Source organism: Streptomyces sp. NPDC037401, from assembly GCF_055602345.1.
The window spans coordinates 104,800-122,239 of record NZ_JBVJWO010000021.1 but is presented as its reverse complement, the minus strand read 5'-3'; the positions used below and the strand labels follow the sequence as shown (position 1 = coordinate 122,239).

The window sequence follows — 17,440 nt, the reverse complement described above, 5'->3', positions numbered from 1 at the left end:
CTGGAGGTGGGCAGTACGACCCCGTGAGGCGGTAACGACAGCTCCGGACGGCCGGCGGATCCGTTCTGCCGGCCGTCAGGCGGAGGTGACGGGGAGCACGTCCGGCGAAAGGGCGCCCGCGTGGGCGGCGGCGCTGGTCATCCGGCGCCGGTGGTGGCGCCGGCACAGGACCTCGTAGCCGACCTCCGCGGTGCGGTTCACGTCGCCGACGACGACCTGCTCGCCTTCCACGACCATCTCGCCGCCGACCGTACGGGCGTTGTGCGTGGCGCGCGCCCCGCACCAGCACATGGCCTCGACCTGGAGCGTCTCCAGGCGGTCCGCGAGCTCGATCAGCCGCTGCGAGCCGGGGAAGAGCTTGGTGCGGAAGTCGGTGGTGATCCCGAACGCGAAGACGTCGAGGTCGAGGTCGTCCACGACCCGCGCGAGCTGGTCGATCTGCTCGGGCGCGAGGAACTGGGCCTCGTCCACGATCACGTAGTCGACCTTGCCGCCCTTGGACATCTCGTCGACCAGATAGGCGTACAGGTCCATGCCCGGGGCCGCTTCCACGGCCTCCGTCACCAGGCCGAGCCGGGACGAGAGCTTGCCCTCGCCCGCCCGGTCGTCACGCGTGAAGATCACGCCCTGGAGTCCGCGCGCCGACCGGTTGTGGCCGATCTGGAGCGCCAGCGTACTCTTCCCGCAATCCATCGTTCCGGAGAAAAACACCAATTCGGACATGAAGAGCGGGTGACCTTTCGGGTCGTAGGCAGCAGGGCGGGAGCGGGACGGCGAGGCTCAGGTACGGACTTCGAGCAGCGGGACGAGCTGCTCCGCGGGGGTCATCGAGCCGTGCATGCCCGTCAGCGCGGATTCGTTCGGCTCGTTCACCGACGCCGTGATCGCGACGTCGTCGTGGGCGGCCGCGACCACGTCCCCGATCCGCCCGAGCACCCGCTCGTCGTACTCGCCGGGGAGGCCGAACCAGCCGCGGGCCAGGGCCTCGTCCCGGCCGGCCACCCAGAAGCGGTCCCCGAGCACCTCGCGCCACACGGTGAGCACGTCGGCCTCGGCGCCCGGGACGGCGTACACGTGGCGGGCCCGGCCCTCGCCGCCCAGCAGGGCGACGCCGGCGCGCAGCTCCCAGTCCTCGTCGAAGTCGATGCGCGCCTCCTCGTCGAAGGGGACGTCGACCATGCCGTGGTCCGCGGTGACGTAGAGGGCGGTGCGCGGCGGCAGTTGCTCGGCGAGCCGCTGCACCATCCGGTCCACGTACATCAGCTGGCCGCGCCACGCGTCGGAGTCGACGCCGAAGCGGTGCCCGGCGCCGTCCAGTTCGCTGTAGTACGTGTACACGAGCGAGCGGTCTCCGGCGGCGAGCCGCTCGGCGGCCAGGTCCATCCGCTCCTCGCCGGCCATCCGGCCGAGGAAGGTCCCGCCGCTCAGCGCGATCTTGGTGAGCGGGGTGCTCTCGAACCCGGGCGAGGACACCTGCGCGGTGGCCACCCCGGCCTCGTGGGCCAGCTGGAAGACGGTCGGGTAGGGCTGCCAGACCTTCGGCGACGTCCACGGCCTCCAGCGCAGCTGGTTCATCAGCTCGCCGGTGTCCGGGTTGCGGGCCGCGTAGCCGGGCAGGCCGTGGCGGGCCGGCGGCAGACCGGTGCCGACCGAGGCCAGCGAGGTCGCGGTGGTCGCGGGGAAGCCGGAGGTGAGAGGGCGGCCCGTGCCGCCGCGCGAGGTGCCGAGGAGCGAGGCCAGGTACGGGGCCTCGTCGGGGTGCGCCCTGAGCTGCTCCCAGCCGAGCCCGTCGATCAGGAACACGCAGTTCCGGTCGGCCGGGGTGAGCTCGGGCACCGCCGCGGTGAAGCCGGGGACGCCGAGCCCGGCGGCCAGGGTCGGCAGCAGATCGGCGAGCGAGCCCGAACCGTACTCGGGGACCGGCGCGGTGCCGAGGTCGAGGAGCTCCGGTTCCTGCCAGGCGGAGTGGACCATCAGCGGACGGTGGGGGAAGCGGTCGCCGCCGTCGCCTCCGAGAGCGCCTGCGCGAAAACGAGCGTCTGGCGGACCGCCTCGGGGCCGTCACCGGCCTCGCTGACCCGCAGGCTCAGGTCGTCGGCGGTGGAGTTGCCGGTGTAGCCGTGGTCGGAGTCGCAGTTCGGGTCGCCGCAGGCGGCGGGCTCCAGGTCGATCCGGGAGACGGCGCCCCAGCCGATGGTCAGGACGACCTCTCGGGGCAGGGTGCCGGGGGTGTACGACTCGGGGTTCGCGACCACGCGGCTGAGCACGACCGAAGCGATGCTGCCCAGCTTCACGGACTCGGTGGACGTGGTCGCGTACGGCGAGGGCGAGCCGGCGTCGGCGGCCTGCTCGTCGGTGTGGCTGACGATGAAGCGGTGGTCGGTCAGGACCAGCACGGTGACGTGGCGGCGCACCTCGTTGGAGTCGAAGGTGGTCTCCTGGTGGACCAGGTACGACGAGATGGGCTCGCCGCCGACAGCGGCCTCCACCGCCTCGGCCACGAGGGCCGGGTAGTAGCCGCTGCGCTCGATCGCTGCGCGCAGCCCCTGGGTCGTCGTACCGGATTTCGCCATGAGGTCCATCCTAAGGCCCGTACGGGGCGCCTCGGCCTGCTCAGTAGCTGGGCAGTGTGCGCGGGCCGAGGTCGGTCCGCGCCGGGGGGTGGGCGATGCGGACGGTGGCGCTGAGCACGGAGAGTCCTCCGGCGGCCACGACGACGGGCTCCAGGGACACCCCGACGACCTCGGGGTGCTCGTCGACCAGCCGGGACAGCCGCAGCAGGAGCTCCTCCAGGGCCGGGGTGTCCACCGGGTCGCTGCCGCGCCAGCCGAAGAGCAGCGGGGCGGTGCGGATCGACCGGATCAGCTCGGCCGCGTCGCGGTCGGTGGCGGGCACGAGGCGGTGGGCGGTGTCCCCGAGCAGCTCGGAGGCGACGCCGGCGAGCCCGAAAGAGAGGACGGCGCCGGCGGCCGGGTCGATGACGGAGCGGATGACGGTGTCCACGCCCCGCGGCACCATCGCCTGGACCACCGGCTGGAGCTCGGCGGGGGTGCCGAGGGCGTCGGTGAGCTCTTCGTACGAGCGCCTGAGCTCCTCCTCGCTGCCGAGGTCGAGCCGGACGCCGCCCAGGTCGGCGCGGTGGCGCAGGTGCGGGGCGGTCGTCTTGAGCGCGATGGGGTACCCGAGCGTGCGCGCCGCCCGGGCCGCGTCGTCGGGGGTCGGCGCGGGCAGGGTGGGCCGGACCCGGATCCCGTAGCGGGCGAGCAGCTCGGAGGCGTCGTCGGCGCCGAGGGTCGTGACCGCGTCGTCGGCGACGGGCTCCAGCAGCCGGGTGAGCTGGCCGGCGGCCCCGGCGGTGTCGATGTCGTCGTACTCGGGCACGTGCGCACCCCCCTCGGCGTTCCTCCGCCGCCACTCGCCGTACCGCACGGCCTCGGCCATCGCCCGCACGGCCCGCTCGGCCGCCGGATAGGCCGGAATCCGCCCCCCGCCGCGCGCAGGGTCAGCCCCGCCGGCATCGGAACCACCCCCGCCGGAGGCAGATCCGGCCCCGCCGGAGGCAAACCGACTCCCGTCGAAGTGCGCGGCCCCACCGGGGGCAGATCCGGCCCCGCCGGCGTTTGAGGCGCCGCCGGAGGCAACCGCAGGCCCACCGGCCTGCACGCCACCACCCGCGCCAATTCCAGCCCCGCCCGAGGCAAACCGACTCCCGTCGAAGTGCGCGGCCCCACCGGGGGCAATTCCGGCCCCGCCGGCGGTTGAGGCGCGGGGGTCCGGGGGCGGAGCCCCCGAGGGGTCGGGGGCGGAGCCCCGGGCCGGGGTCGTCACGGCGGCGGCGGACAGCGCCTCGGCCAGCTCCCCCAGCTCCACGTGCACCACAGCCACCGGCTTGCCCGGAACCCCGCCCGCCGCCGCCCGCAGCGCCTCCGCCAGGTCCTCGGTCAGCGTGGTCTCACCGACGGAGGGGATGGCCGTGACGATCACGGCGTCGTTCGCAGGATCCGCGAGGGCGCCGGCCAGCGCGTCCCGGAAGTCCTCCGGCACGGCCTCCGTCGTCAGGTCCAGCGGCAGGTGCGGCCGCAGCCCCTCCGTCAGGCACGCGTCGTACGTCAGCACGCCCAGCGACTCGGAGTTCCCGAGGATCGCGATCCTCGGCCCCGCGGGCAGCGGCTGGTCCGCCAGCAGCAGCCCCGCGTCCACCAGCTCGGTCACGGTGTCGACGCGGATCACGCCGGCCTGCCGGAGCAGCGCCGAGACGGTGGCGTCGGGGAGCCGGGTCTCGGGGACCGCGTGCCCGGCCGGGCTGACGCCGCTGTGACGCCCGCCCTTGGCGACGACGACCGGCTTGACGGCCGCCGTGCGCCGGGCGAGGCGGGTGAACTTCCGCGGGTTGCCCAGGGTTTCGAGGTACAGCAGGGCCACGTCCGTGGCCGGGTCGTCGTACCAGTACTGGAGGAAGTCGTTCCCGGAGACGTCCGCGCGGTTGCCCGCCGAGATGAAGGACGACAGCCCGGCGCCGCGCCGTACCAGCCCCGACAGCAGGGCGATGCCGATCGCGCCGGACTGGGTGAACAGGCCGATGCGCCCCGGGTCCGGGGAGCCCGGCGCCAGCGAGGCGTTCAGCCCGGAGGCCGTGTTGATCACCCCGAAGGCGTTCGGGCCGATGATCCGCATGCCGTACGAGCGGGCCTGGCGGACCAGTTCGCGCTGGCGGGCCAGGCCTTCGGGTCCGCTTTCCCCGTAGCCCGCCGACAGGACGACCAGGCCCTGGACGCCGTGCTCGCCGCAGTCCGCGACGACTTCCGGCACGCGTTCCGCGGGCACGGCGACCACCGCGAGGTCGACGCCCGGGGCGAAGTCGGCCACCGAGCGGCCTGCCGGCACTCCGGCCAGTTCCGTGCAGCCGGGCTCCAGCGCACTGTTGACGGCGTAGAGCGGCCCGGGGAAGCCGCCGGCCCGCAGATTGGCCAGCGCGGCCCGTCCGACCCCGTCGGGCGAGCGGCTGACGCCGATCACGGCCACCGAGCCGGGGGTCAGCAGCCGCTGCACCGAGCGCGCCTCGGCGCGCTGTTCGCGGGCGCGCTGCACGGCCAGCGACTCGGCGGTCGGCTCCAGGTCCAGGGTCAGGTGGACCGAGCCGTCCTCGAAGCTCCGCTTCTGCTGGTACCCGGCGTCCGTGAACACTTTGATCATCTTGCCGTTGGCGGGCAGCACCTCCGCGGCGAAGCGCCGGATGCCGCGCTCGCGGGCGACCGCCCCGATGTGCTCCAGCAGGGCGGAGGCCACTCCGCGGCCCTGGTGCGCGTCCTGGACCAGGAAGGCGACCTCGGCCTCGTCGGCGGGTGCGGAGGCGGGGCGGCCGTCGGCGCCGATGCGGTCGTAGCGGACGGTCGCGATGAACTCGCCGCCGACGGTGGCGGCCAGGCCGACCCGGTCCACGTAGTCGTGGTGGGTGAAGCGGTGCACGTCCCGGTCCGACAGCCGGGGGTAGGGCGCGAAGAAGCGGTAGTACTTCGACTCGTCCGACACCTGCTCGTAGAAGCTGACCAGCCGGCCCGCGTCCTCTGTGGTGATGGGCCTGATCCGGGCGGTGCCGCCGTCGCGCAGCAGCACGTCGGCTTCCCAGTGAGCCGGGTACGAGGGGTCCGACGCCGTGGTCATGGGCCAAGCGTACGCATCTCCCTCGCGCGGCGAGTTAGGCAAGCTGGGACAAATCAGTGCAAGCTGGGGAAGGTCGAACGGCGGGCTTTTCCGGGCCGAAGGTCGGTCCGAGCACGCGGAGAGCCGTGAGAGACTGGTCTAGACAACCGGCAAGAACCTGAAGGGCATCACCATGGCAGAGCGCCGCGTCAACGTCGGCTGGGCCGAGGGCCTGCACGCTCGTCCCGCCTCGATCTTCGTCCGTGCGGCGACGGCCTCCGGCGTCCCGGTGACCATCGCGAAGGCCGGCGGCGACCCGGTCAACGCCGGCTCGATGCTGGCGGTCCTGGGCCTGGGCGCCCAGGGCGGCGAGGAGATCGTCCTCGCCTCCGAGGCCGAGGGTTCGGAGGCCGCGCTCGACCGCCTGGCGAAGCTGGTTGCGGAGGGCCTGGAAGAGCTCCCCGAGACGGTCTGATCCACCGGATCACCGCACACGCGCACCGAGGCCGCGGCCTCCCGTACGACGGGAACCGCGGCCTTCGCGTTTTCAGACGGCCCGTTCTCGCATTTCCACCGCTCCACGGAAAAACAATTCGCGCAGCCGGAAATGCCGCGAGCGGATAAAGCCGGTGATCCGGTCCGGCGCCACACGCATATCCGTTATTTGTATACGGCGATTGTTAATGGCGGCCGCTCGCGGTGTTTACGACAGGTTGCAGAGTCCTCACGCGCTCCGCGTCCGGGCGGCGCAGCCGGTGCGCGGCCGCCGCCCGGTCCACGTGCACGGCGGTCAGCGCACGCGCGCGGGAGGCGTCCCCGCGGGCCACCGCGTCCACGATCGCGCCGTGCTCCGCCCAGGACTCCACGGGCCGCACGGGGGCCTCCACCTCGTACATCCACGCGATCTTGTGCCGGAGCTGGGTGAGCAGCGCGATCAGCCCGGGGCTGCCGGAGGCCTGGACCAGCGTCTCGTGGAACCAGCCGCCCAGGGCGCGCAGATCCTCCCCCTGGCCGCGCCTGGCCCGCTCCTGGCCCAGCCTGACCAGCCCGCGCAGCACCTTCAGGTGGGCTTCCGTACGCCGCTGGGCGGCCCGGGCGGCTCCGAGGGGCTCCAGCAGCATCCGCACCTCCAGGAGGTCGGCCGCCTCCTGCTCCGTGGGCTCGGCGACACAGGCGCCGGCGTGCCGGCGTGTGGTCACGAACCCCTCGGACTCCAGGGTGCGCAGGGCCTCGCGGACCGGGACCCGGGAGACGCCGTAGCGGCGCGCCAGCTGCTCCTCGGTGAGCCGGGCCCCCGGCTCGAAGACACCGGTGACGATGTCCTCGCGGATGGCGGTGCACACCGCGTGCGCAGGAATACGCAAAACCGGACCTCCGCTTAATCCCCGCGAAACGCGGTCGTCTACTCAGCCGTTCGGCTCCTCCGACTTCTTGCTGCGACTCTATTGCAGCACACCGGAATTCCCGAGCGCCGCCGGAAATCGGGTCCTTCTTTGGGTCATCCTTTGCCCGGGCACACCGAAGGCCCCGGCTCGGGGAGCCGGGGCCTTCGGGGAAGCGTGCGCCGGGGCGCGCCGGGTCAGATGCTGACGCCGTGCGAGCGGAGGTAGGCGATCGGGTCGATGTCCGAGCCGTAGTCCGCGCCGGTGCGGGCCTCGAAGTGGAGGTGCGGGCCACTGGAGTTGCCGGTCGAGCCGGAGAGGCCGATCTGCTGGCCCGGGGTGACCTTCTGGCCGACGACCACGGACAGCGAGTGCAGGTGGCCGTACTGCGTGTAGGAGCCGTCGTTGTGCTTGATGACGACGTTGTTGCCGTAGGCGCCGCCCCAGCCCGCCTCGACGACGGTGCCCATGCCGACGGCGCGGACCGTGGTGCCGGAGGCGGCGTGGAAGTCGATGCCGGTGTGGCTGCCGGAGGACCACATGGCGCCGCCGGCCTTGTACGAGGTGCTCACGTACGAGCCGTCGATCGGCGAGACGAACTGCAGCAGGCGCTTGCGCTCGGCCTCGCGCTCGGCGCGCTCCTTGGCCTCGCGCTCGGCCTTCGCCTTCGCCTCGGCCTTGGCACGGGCCTCGGCGGCGCGCTGCTTGGCCTCGGCCTCGGCCTGGGCCTTGGCGGCGGCGATCTCGGCGGCCTGCGCCTGCGCGGCGGCCTGGGCCTCGATCTGGCCCGCCATGTCCTCGGCGACGACGACCGTGTTCAGGCCGGTGTCCTCGAACTTCTCGGGGGCGGTGTCGGCGGCGAACGCCGGGCCCGCGAGCGAGCCGACCACTCCGGTGGCGGCGAGGGCGGTGACCCCGGCTATGCCGGCGGCCTTGCGGTTCAGTCGGCTGGAACCACGGTGCTTGCCGGTGGGACGACTGCCAAACGCCATGAAAAGGCTGATCCTTTCCTTCCCTCTCGCCTACCGGGTTAGCTGACGGGTTCGGAGCAGGAAGGTCTCCTACGGGCCCCCTCTTGCGAGGCGGTCCGATTCACCCCAGGGACACTTGTGGGTCCCCGGCTCCCCAGGCTCGCGCCTGACGGGGACTCGGCGATCGCTGCCCGGTGCCGCGGGTGCGGCGCTTACAGCTGACGGACAGCGGGACCGACGCTAGGCGGATCTTCATCCAATCACCAAACAGACACGCGTTTTTGTGGCGCACGCCACTGGGCATAAGCGCAACCACCCGACACAAACGGACATGAAGGACAAACGGGGGCCCTGGCGGATGATCCGCCAGGGCCCCCGTTCATTCAGGCCAGTTGCGGGCCGGCCGTGGGTCAGGGCGTGACCACGGTGACCTCACCGATGCCCAGTTCCCTCACGGGCCCCTCGATCTGCGCCGCGTCACCCACGAGCACCGTCACCAGACGGTCCACGGGGAACGCCTTGACGACAGCCGAAGTGGCCTCCACCGTGCCGGTTTCGGCCAGCCGCGCGTACAACTGCGCCTGGAAGTCGTCCGGGAGCTCCTGCTCGACCTGGTCGGCGAGCGTGCCCGCGACGGCGGCCGCCGTCTCGAACTTCAGCGGGGCGACGCCGACGAGGTTCTGCACGGCCACGTCCCGCTCGGCATCCGTCAGGCCGCCCTCCGCCAGCGTCCGGAGCACCTTCCAGAGGTCCGCGAGCGCCGGGCCGGTGTTCGGGGTGTCGACCGAGCCGCTGATCGCCAGCATGGACGCGCCGGTGCCCTGCGCGGTGGAGCGCAGCACCTGCCCGAACGAGCGGACGCCGTAGGTGTAGCCCTTCTCCTCGCGCAGGACCTTGTCCAGCCGCGAGGTGAGGGTGCCGCCGAGGCAGTACGTGCCGAGGACCTGGGCCGGCCACACGAGGTCGTGCCGGTCCGGGCCGATCCGGCCGATCAGCAGCTGGGTCTGGACCGCGCCCGGCCGGTCCACGACGACCACGCGCCCGGTGTCGTCGGCGGTCACCGGGGGCACGGGGCGCGGCGTGCCGGCCCCGCCGGTCCAGGCGCCCAGGGTGTCGGCGAGGACGGCGTCCAGGTCGGTGCCGCTGAGGTCGCCGACGACCACGGCGGTGGCCGTGGCGGGGCGTACGTGGGCCTCGTAGAAGGCCCGGACGGCCGCGGCGTCGATCCGCGCGACGGTGTCCTCGGTGCCCTGGCGCGGCCGGGACATCCGCAGGGACTCGGGGAAGAGCTCCTTGGAGAGCTGCTTGGCCGCCATGCGCGAGGGGTTGGCCAGCTCGTGCGGGATCTCGTCGAGCCGGTTGCGCACCAGGCGGTCCACCTCGCTGTCCGCGAAGGCGGGGGCCCGCAGCGCCTCGGCGAGCAGGCCGACGGCCTTGTGCAGGCGGGAGACCGGGACCTCCAGCGAGACCCGGACGCCGGGGTGGTCGGCGTGCGCGTCGAGGGTGGCGCCGCAGCGCTCCAGCTCGGCGGCGAACTCCTCGGCGGTGTGCTTGTCGGTGCCCTCGGACAGGGCCCGCGCCATGATCGTGGCGACGCCGTCGAGGCCCGCGGGCTCGGCGTCGAGCGGCGCGGCGAGGCTGATCTCGACCGCGACGACCTGCTGGCCGGGACGGTGGCAGCGGAGCACCGTCAGGCCGTTGTCCAGCGTCCCGCGCTCGGGGGCCGGGAAGGCCCACGGCCGGGCCTCCCCCGCCTGCGGGCGCGGGTGGAAGGTCATCGTCGATCCGGTGGTGTCGCTCACTGGGCCGCCTTCTCGTTCTCGTCGTTCTCATCGGTGGCGGAGTCCCCGGCAGAGGCCTCGGGGCCCTCTGCGCTCTCGGTGTCCGCCGGTGCGGCCAGCGGCTCGTACACGAGCACCGCGCGGTTGTCGGGGCGCAGCCGGGCCGCGGCCGCGGCCTGGACCTCCTCGGCGGTGATGTCGAGGATCCGGTCGACGGCGGTCAGCGCCAGCTGCGGGTCGCCGAAGAGCACGGCGTACCGGCACAGTTCGTCGGCGCGGCCGGCGACCGTGCCCAGCCGGTCGAGCCATTCGCGCTCCAGCTGTGCCTGGGCGCGCTCCATCTCCCCGGCCGTCGGGCCCTCGGCGGCGAAGCGCGCGAGCTCCTCGTCGACGGCGGCCTCGATGCTCGGGACCTCGACCCCGCCGGAGGTTTTGACGTCCAGCCAGCCCAGCGAGGGCGCCCCGGCCAGGCGCAGCAGCCCGAAGCCGGCGGCGACGGCCGTCTGGTCACGGCGGACCAGGCGGTTGTGCAGCCGGGAGGACTCGCCGCCGCCGAGGACGGTCAGGGCCAGGTCGGCGGCGTCGCACTCGCGGGTGCCGTCGTGGGGCAGGCGGTAGGCGGCCATCAGCGCGCGGGCCGGGACCTCTTCGGTGATCTCCTCGCGGAGCTGCCCGCCCATCACGTCGGGGAGCGAGCCGTCGCGGGGCGGCTGCTTGCCGTCGTGCGAGGGGATGGTGCCGAAGTACTTCTCGATCCAGGCGAGCGTCTGCTCCGGGTCGATGTCCCCGACGACCGACAGGACGGCGTTGTTGGGGGCGTAGTACGTGCGGAAGAAATCCCGCGCGTCCTCCAGGGAAGCGGCGTCCAGGTCGGCCATCGAGCCGATCGGGGTGTGGTGGTACGGGTGGCCCTCGGGGTAGGCGAGCGCGGTCAGCCGCTCGAAGGCCGTGCCGTACGGGACGTTGTCGTAGCGCTGGCGGCGCTCGTTCTTGACGACGTCGCGCTGGTTCTCCATCGACTCCTCGTCGAGGGCGGTCAGCAGCGAGCCCATCCGGTCGGCCTCCAGCCAGAGCGCGAGCTCCAGCTGGTGGGTCGGCATGGTCTCGAAATAGTTGGTCCGCTCGAAGCTGGTGGTGCCGTTCAGCGAACCGCCGGCACCCTGGACCAGTTCGAAGTGGCCGTTGCCGGGTACGCTCGCCGAGCCCTGGAACATCAGGTGCTCGAAGAGGTGAGCCAGTCCCGTACGCCCCTTGACCTCGTGACGCGAACCGACGTCGTACCAGAGGCAGACCGCGGCGACCGGGGTCAGGTGGTCCTCGGAGAGCACCACGCGCAGGCCGTTGGCCAGGCGGTGCTCGGTAGCCGACAGGCCGCCGGTGGCGTCCTGAGCAGTGGCCGTGTGACCCATGGGCATGTGGTCCCTTCGATCGCGATGTAGAGAAGTCCTGCCACTGTATGCAAGCGCGCCGACACCTGGAGAAGTTCCCGGTGGTCCCGGGTCGGGGTCGGTGTTGTCAGAGGAGCGGTCCACAATGGACCGCGTCAGATCCACCCCTTGGTAAGGAGCCGCAGCAGCGATGGCCCGCCGCAGCACGAAGACCCCGCCGCCGGAGGATTTCGAGGAGAAGATCCTCGACATCGACGTCGTCGACGAAATGCAGGGCTCCTTCCTCGAGTACGCGTACTCGGTGATCTACTCCCGCGCCCTGCCCGACGCCCGGGACGGCATGAAGCCGGTACACCGCCGCATCGTGTACCAGATGAACGAAATGGGCCTGCGCCCCGACCGCGGCTACGTGAAGTGCGCCCGCGTCGTCGGCGAGGTGATGGGCAAGCTGCACCCGCACGGCGACGCGTCGATCTACGACGCCCTGGTGCGCATGGCCCAGCCCTTCTCCATGCGCCTGCCGCTGGTGGACGGCCACGGCAACTTCGGCTCGCTGGGGAACGACGACCCGCCGGCCGCCATGCGGTACACCGAGTGCCGGATGGCGGACGCGACGTCCCTGATGACGGAGTCGATCGACGAGGACACCGTCGACTTCACCCCGAACTACGACGGCCAGGAGCGCGAGCCGGTCGCGCTGCCGGCCGCGTACCCGAACCTGCTGGTCAACGGCGCCTCGGGCATCGCGGTCGGCATGGCCACCAACATGCCCCCGCACAACCTCGGCGAGGTCATCGCGGCGGCCCGGCACCTGATCCGGTACCCGCAGGCGGACCTGGAGGCGCTGATGCGCTTCGTGCCGGGTCCGGACCTGCCGACGGGCGGCCGGATCGTGGGCCTGTCGGGCATCAAGGACGCGTACGAGAACGGCCGCGGCAGCTTCAAGATCCGCGCCACCGTGTCGGTGGACAACGTGACCGCGCGCCGCAAGGGGCTCGTCGTCACGGAACTGCCGTTCACGGTGGGCCCCGAGAAGGTCATCGCCAAGATCAAGGACCTGGTCGGCTCCAAGAAGCTCCAGGGCATCGCGGACGTCAAGGACCTGACCGACCGCTCGCACGGCCTGCGCCTGGTCATCGAGATCAAGAACGGCTTCCACCCGGAGGCGGTACTGGAGCAGCTGTACAAGTTGACGCCGATGGAGGAGTCCTTCGGCATCAACAACGTCGCCCTGGTCGACGGGCAGCCGCTCACTCTCGGCCTCAAGGAGCTGCTGGAGGTCTATCTGGACCACCGCTTCGAGGTCGTGCGCCGCCGCAGCGAGTTCCGCCGCACCAAGCGCCGGGACCGGCTGCACCTGGTCGAGGGCCTGCTCGTGGCCCTGATCGACATCGACGAGGTCATCCGGCTGATCCGCTCGAGCGAGAACTCCGCCCAGGCGAAGGAGCGGCTGATCGAGCGCTTCTCGCTGAGCGAGGTCCAGACCCAGTACATCCTGGACACCCCGCTGCGCCGGCTCACCAAGTTCGACCGGCTGGAGCTGGAGTCGGAGCGCGACCGGCTCAACGGCGAGATCGACGAGCTGACCGGGATCCTGGAGTCGGACAGCGAGCTGCGCAAGCTGGTCTCGGCGGAACTGGCCGCAGTCGCCAAGAAATTCGGCACCGAGCGGCGCACGGTGCTGCTGGAGTCGGCGGGCGCGCCGGTGGCCGCGGTGCCGCTGGAGGTCGCGGACGACCCGTGCCGGGTGCTGCTGTCCTCGACGGGCCTGCTGGCCCGCACCATGACCGGTGAGCCGCTGCCCGAGGGCGACGGCAAGCGCGCGAAGCACGACGTGATCGTCTCTTCGGTGCTCGCGACCGCGCGGGCCGAGGTGGGTGTGGTGATCTCGTCGGGCCGGCTGCTTCGGCTGTCGGTGATCGACCTGCCGCAGCTGCCGGACACGCACGCGGCGCCGAACCTCGCCGGCGGGGCCCCGGTCACGGAGTTCCTCTCGGGTCTCGAGCCGGACGAGAAGGTCATCTGCCTGACCACCCTCGACGAGAGTTCGCAGGGCCTGGCACTGGGCACCGAGCAGGGCGTGGTCAAGCGGGTCGTGCCGGACTATCCGGCCAACAAGGACGAGCTGGAGGTCATCACCCTCAAGGACGGCGACCGGATCGTCGGCGCGGTCGAGCTGCGGACGGGCGAGGAGGACCTGGTCTTCATCACCGACGACGCCCAGCTGCTGCGTTACCCGGCCGGGCAGGTGCGCCCGCAGGGCCGTCCCGCGGGCGGCATGGCCGGCATCAAGCTGTCGGAGAACGCCAAGGTCATCCACTTCTCGGCGGTGGACCCGGCCGTGGAGGCCGGCGTGTTCAGCGTGGCCGGCTCGCACGGCACGCTGGACGATTCGGTGGCCACGGCCAAGCTGACGCCGTTCGACCAGTACCCGCGCAAGGGACGCGCCACCGGCGGTGTCCGCTGTCAGCGGTTCCTGAAGGGCGAGGACGTCCTGACGCTGGCCTGGGCGGGGGCCGTGCCCGCCCGCGCGGCGACGGCCAACGGCTCCCCGGTGGAGCTCCCGGAGCCGGACCCGCGCCGCGACGGCTCGGGCACGACGCTGGCGGCGGTGGTCGCCGTGGTCGCGGGCCCGCCGCTGTAGGGCGCCGGACACCGCGCACGACGGACACCTTGCACGACGGACACCGCGCGCGGCCGTCGGGGGCGGTCGGACCGATCCTGAGATCGGGCCCGACCGCCCCTCGACCCGGCCTGATCGGGCTCGATCGGGCCTGACCGGACTTGATCGGCGCAATGATGCGGGAAGCGGATGAAACGCCGCCGGTCCGCCCACTAGGGTTTTCCCGTTACCGCTGGTGGGGGGAGACAACAGCAGATGAGCCGTCGGTCGAGCGGATTGATCGGGGTCTGGGCCGAGGCCCAGCGCCAGCAGCAGCGGACGCAGCTGATCCAGCAGCGCGAGGCGGAACGCCGGCAGCGGGCGTACGAACGCGAAGAGGCCCGCAGCCGCCGGGAACAACAAGCCGCCTACCGCCAGCACCGCGACGCGGAGGCGCGGCGGCGCACCGGGGAACTGGACGCCCGGGTCGCGGCCCTGCAGGGCCTGCTGGTGGCGGGCTGCCGGGCCCCGGCGTTCCGGACGGCGGCCCTGGTCCGGTCCGAGCAGCTGGAACCGTTCCGCCCCGGCGCGCTCGCCCAGCCCGTACAGATGCCGCACATCGGTCAGTTTCCGGCGCAGACCGGCTGGGCCATGACCGGCAGCCGCCGAGCCCAGGCGGAGCAGGAGGCGCACGCCCGGTACACCGCCGCCTGGCAGGCCGCACACGCCGCGGAGACCCGTCGGCAGCAGGAGCTCGCGGCCTACCGGCAGCAGTACGACCGGTGGGCGCAGGAGCAGCTCGCCGGGATCCGGCGGCACAACGACGGCCTCGCCGAACTGGCCGAGGCCCTGCGCGCCGGCGAGCCGGAGGCCGCGGTGGAGTACTTCTCGGCCGCCCTGTACGCCTCCACTGCCTGGCCGGAGGACTTGCCGCGCCAGGTGTCGGCGGCCTACGACCCGGCGGCGCGCCAGCTCGTACTGGACTGGGAGCTGCCCGGGTTCTCGGTGGTGCCCGAGGCTAAGTCCGTGCGGTACATGCCCGGCGCGGACCAGGACAAGGAGACCGCCCGGCCGGTGACCCAGCGTCGGGCGCTGTACCGGGACGTGCTGGCCCAGTGCGTCCTTCTGGTGCTGCGAGAGCTGTACGCGGCCGACGAGTTCGGCGTGCTGGACTCGGTGGTCGTCAACGGCTTCGTGGACGACCACGATCCGGCGACGAGCCGGCGGGCGCAGATCGTCCTCGCGACGGTGCAGGCCGCGCGCCCGGCCTTCGACGGGCTGCACCTGGAACAAGTGAGCGCCGTGGACTGCCTGGCCGACGGGCTGCGCGGGCAGCTCTCGGCGCGGCCCGACCAGCTGGCGGCCGTACGCCCGGGCCGGTCGCCCTCCGAAGTGGGCGGCGGTGTGGTCACCCACGGGGACGCGGCCGGGGGCGGGGGTGAGGAACCCGACCTGTTCGAGATGGACCCGATCGCCTTCGAGGGCCTGGTCGCCGAGCTGTTCCGGGCGATGGGCATGGAGGCGGTGACCACGCAGCGCTCCAACGACGGCGGTGTGGACGTCGAGGCGGTCGATCCGGCACCGATCCGCGGCGGCAGGATCGTGGTGCAGGTCAAGCGGTACCGCAACACCGTGCCGCCGACGGCGGTCCGCGACCTGTACGGGACGGTCCAGGACGCCGGCGCGAACAAGGGCGTGCTGGTGACCACGTCCTCCTTCGGTCCCGGGTCGCACACGTTCGCCAACGGCAAGCCGCTGGAGCTGGTCTCCGGCACCGAGCTGGTCGACCTGCTGCACCGGCACGGCCTGCGCGGGCGGCTCGGGGGCCGGGGTCAGGGCGGCGGCCGGGGCGTGCCGGCGCAGCGGGACGGCGCCGCAGCGCAGCCCGCGGCAGCGCCGTCGGCCGAGCGGAACGTCCTGGGCATGTACTGGTCGGGCCGGGTCGCGCTCGACGTGTGCGCGCTGGTGTGTGCGGGCAACCGGGTGCTGAGCGAGGACCACTTCGTGTTCTTCAACAACCCGCAGACCCCGGACGGCTCGGTCCGCTCCCGCCCCCACACGGCACCGGACAAGGCCGCGATCGAAGTGGCCTTCGAGGCCCTGCCGGAGCCCGCTGACCGGCTGGTCCTGGTCGCCGCGATCGATCCGGAGGTCAATCCGGACGCCGACCTCGGCGGCTTCACGGACGCGCACGTCCGGTTGCTCGGCGCGTCGGGAGAGGAGCTCGGGCGGCTGGAGGTCTCCGACGGCCGCACGGGCGAGACCGCCCTGGTCCTCGGTTCGTTCCGGCGCCGGGCGAACGGCGACTGGGACTTCGTCATGGGCGGCAAGGGCTACCGAGGCGGCCTGGAGGACCTGCTCCGGGAGTACGGCGTGGACGTCGCCTAGGGAGCGTCCGGGAAGCCGTCCCCGGTCCCCTCTTCCGCTCCGGATTCGGATTCGGATGGGGATTCGGTCGCGGGCCGGGGGACGTAGCGCAGGACGCCCCACATGCTGTCGGGGCGGGCGTCCTGCGGGGCCGGCTCGCGGCAGGCCTCCAGCTCGCGGACGAGTGCGGGGACGTCGATGCCGGAGCCGATCAGGACCAACTGGGTCAGCCTCGGTTCCCCGCGCGACCAGGGCTGCGGGTCGAAGCGCAGGAACCGGCCGACTGCGTGGACTTCGTACTTCTCCTCATGGCCGGGCACGCCGAAGTAGAGGAAGCCCTTGATCCGGTACAGGCCGGGCGGGCGGCTGTCGAGGAAGCCGATCAGACGCCGCGGATCCAGGGCCTGCTCCGAGACGAACTCCACGCTCTCGTACGCGGTGTGGGCGTGCCCCGCATGGTCCCCGGCCCCGTCGGATGTGTCGGTTCCGCCGGTTCCGGCATGTTCCTCCTCCGCGAGGAGGTCCTCGAAGGAGAGCTGGCCGCGGGTCACGGTCCACTCCCTGCGGTCGAACAGCAGCTCCGGGTCGATCCGGCCGTGGTCGGCCGCCACCACCGGGATGCCGGGGGCGAGCCCGCCGAGGACGGCCTCGATGCGGGCCCGTTCCGCCGCCGGCACCCGGTCCGTCTTGTTGAGCACCACCAGGTCGGCGACGGCCAGGTGCCGGTCGGTCTCCGGATGCCTCGCGCGCGTGGCGTCGAACTCCGCCGCGTCCACCACCTCGACCAGCCCGCCGTACGTGATCTCCGGGTTCTCGCTGGCCACGAGCATCCGGATCATCTCCTGCGGCTCCGCCAGGCCGCTCGCCTCGATGACGATCACGTCGATGCGGTGCGCGGGCCGGGAGAGCTTCTCCAGGTACGCGTCCAGCTCGCTGCCGTCGACCGCGCAGCACAGGCAGCCGTTGCCGAGGGAGACCATCGAGTCGCCGACCTGCCCGGCGACCTTCATGGCGTCGATCTCGATCGAGCCGAAGTCGTTGACGACGACACCGATCCTGGTGCCCCCGCAGTTCTTCAGCAGGTGGTTGAGCACGGTGGTCTTCCCGGATCCGAGGAATCCGGCGAGGACGATGACGGGAATGGGCTGCCTGCTGGTCACGCCGTCCGATCGTAGTCGCCGCCCGGCGGGCGCCCGGCACGGCCGGCCGGGGCGGGCCCGGCAGGCGGGCCGACGGGAGGGCGGACTGCCAGGCGGACTGGCAGGCGGACTGGCAGGCGACTGGCGGGAGGGATTTCGAAAACCCTCCC

General features: G+C 72.6%; 12 protein-coding genes and 1 riboswitch. Of the genes, 3 read left to right on the top strand and 9 right to left on the bottom strand.

Annotated elements, in window-relative coordinates:
• Positions 1-75 precede the first annotated feature (75 nt).
• Genes ACZ7H1_RS23145 through ACZ7H1_RS23130 form a run of 4 tightly spaced genes read right to left on the bottom strand, consistent with a single transcriptional unit; the run spans position 76 to position 5,661 of the window.
• Positions 76-723 (bottom strand): thymidine kinase, encoded by a 648-nt coding sequence (locus ACZ7H1_RS23145; RefSeq protein WP_470789206.1) that lies wholly within the window; start codon positions 721-723, stop codon positions 76-78.
• 57 nt (positions 724-780) lie between these two features.
• Positions 781-1,974, bottom strand: a complete 1,194-nt coding sequence (locus ACZ7H1_RS23140) for an alkaline phosphatase family protein (protein ID WP_470789204.1) — start codon at positions 1,972-1,974, stop codon at positions 781-783.
• Positions 1,974-2,573 carry a DUF5998 family protein gene (locus ACZ7H1_RS23135; RefSeq protein ID WP_470789202.1) on the bottom strand — a complete coding sequence of 200 codons (600 nt, stop codon included), beginning with the start codon at positions 2,571-2,573 and terminating at the stop codon, positions 1,974-1,976. The genes ACZ7H1_RS23140 and ACZ7H1_RS23135 overlap by 1 nt, the downstream gene beginning before the upstream one ends.
• 40 nt (positions 2,574-2,613) lie before the next feature.
• A complete protein-coding gene (locus tag ACZ7H1_RS23130) occupies positions 2,614-5,661 on the bottom strand; it encodes a bifunctional acetate--CoA ligase family protein/GNAT family N-acetyltransferase (RefSeq protein WP_470789200.1) in 3,048 nt (1,015 codons plus the stop codon).
• Between the two features lie 172 nt (positions 5,662-5,833).
• Between ACZ7H1_RS23130 and ACZ7H1_RS23125 the strand changes: the two genes are divergently transcribed.
• Positions 5,834-6,115 carry an HPr family phosphocarrier protein gene (locus ACZ7H1_RS23125; RefSeq protein WP_470789198.1) on the top strand — a complete coding sequence of 94 codons (282 nt, stop codon included), beginning with the start codon at positions 5,834-5,836 and terminating at the stop codon, positions 6,113-6,115.
• A gap of 205 nt (positions 6,116-6,320) precedes the next feature.
• Here the strand turns inward: ACZ7H1_RS23125 and ACZ7H1_RS23120 are convergent, their stop codons facing one another.
• The 4 genes from ACZ7H1_RS23120 to ACZ7H1_RS23105 all read right to left on the bottom strand — a co-directional run bounded on the left by ACZ7H1_RS23120 (position 6,321) and on the right by ACZ7H1_RS23105 (position 11,183).
• Positions 6,321-7,004 carry a GntR family transcriptional regulator gene (locus tag ACZ7H1_RS23120; RefSeq protein ID WP_470789197.1) on the bottom strand — a complete coding sequence of 228 codons (684 nt, stop codon included), beginning with the start codon at positions 7,002-7,004 and terminating at the stop codon, positions 6,321-6,323.
• Between the two features lie 215 nt (positions 7,005-7,219).
• Positions 7,220-8,014 (bottom strand): M23 family metallopeptidase, encoded by a 795-nt coding sequence (locus ACZ7H1_RS23115; RefSeq protein WP_470789195.1) that lies wholly within the window; start codon positions 8,012-8,014, stop codon positions 7,220-7,222.
• Positions 8,015-8,026: 12 nt separating this feature from the next.
• A riboswitch (cyclic di-AMP (ydaO/yuaA leader) is annotated at positions 8,027-8,186 on the bottom strand.
• A 217-nt stretch (positions 8,187-8,403) separates the two neighbouring features.
• Positions 8,404-9,771, bottom strand: a complete 1,368-nt coding sequence (locus ACZ7H1_RS23110; protein WP_470789245.1) for a M16 family metallopeptidase — start codon at positions 9,769-9,771, stop codon at positions 8,404-8,406.
• A 20-nt stretch (positions 9,772-9,791) separates the two neighbouring features.
• The gene (locus ACZ7H1_RS23105) at positions 9,792-11,183 is read right to left on the bottom strand and encodes a M16 family metallopeptidase (RefSeq protein ID WP_470789193.1); all 1,392 of its coding nucleotides are present in this window, start codon (positions 11,181-11,183) and stop codon (positions 9,792-9,794) included.
• Positions 11,184-11,352: 169 nt separating this feature from the next.
• On the opposite strand from ACZ7H1_RS23105, the gene ACZ7H1_RS23100 reads away from it, so the two are divergent.
• Both ACZ7H1_RS23100 and ACZ7H1_RS23095 read left to right on the top strand, forming a co-directional pair.
• Complete coding sequence (locus ACZ7H1_RS23100; protein ID WP_470789192.1) at positions 11,353-13,806, top strand: DNA gyrase/topoisomerase IV subunit A; 2,454 nt, start codon at positions 11,353-11,355, stop codon at positions 13,804-13,806.
• A 234-nt stretch (positions 13,807-14,040) separates the two neighbouring features.
• The gene (locus tag ACZ7H1_RS23095) at positions 14,041-16,152 is read left to right on the top strand and encodes a restriction endonuclease (protein WP_470789191.1); all 2,112 of its coding nucleotides are present in this window, start codon (positions 14,041-14,043) and stop codon (positions 16,150-16,152) included.
• On the opposite strand, the gene ACZ7H1_RS23090 is transcribed toward ACZ7H1_RS23095, so the two are convergent.
• On the bottom strand, positions 16,149-17,291 hold the full coding sequence (locus ACZ7H1_RS23090; protein ID WP_470789190.1) for a CobW family GTP-binding protein: 1,143 nt from the start codon (positions 17,289-17,291) through the stop codon (positions 16,149-16,151). The two genes, ACZ7H1_RS23095 and ACZ7H1_RS23090, sit on opposite strands and share 4 nt — an antisense overlap.
• Between the last annotated feature and the right edge of the window lie 149 nt (positions 17,292-17,440).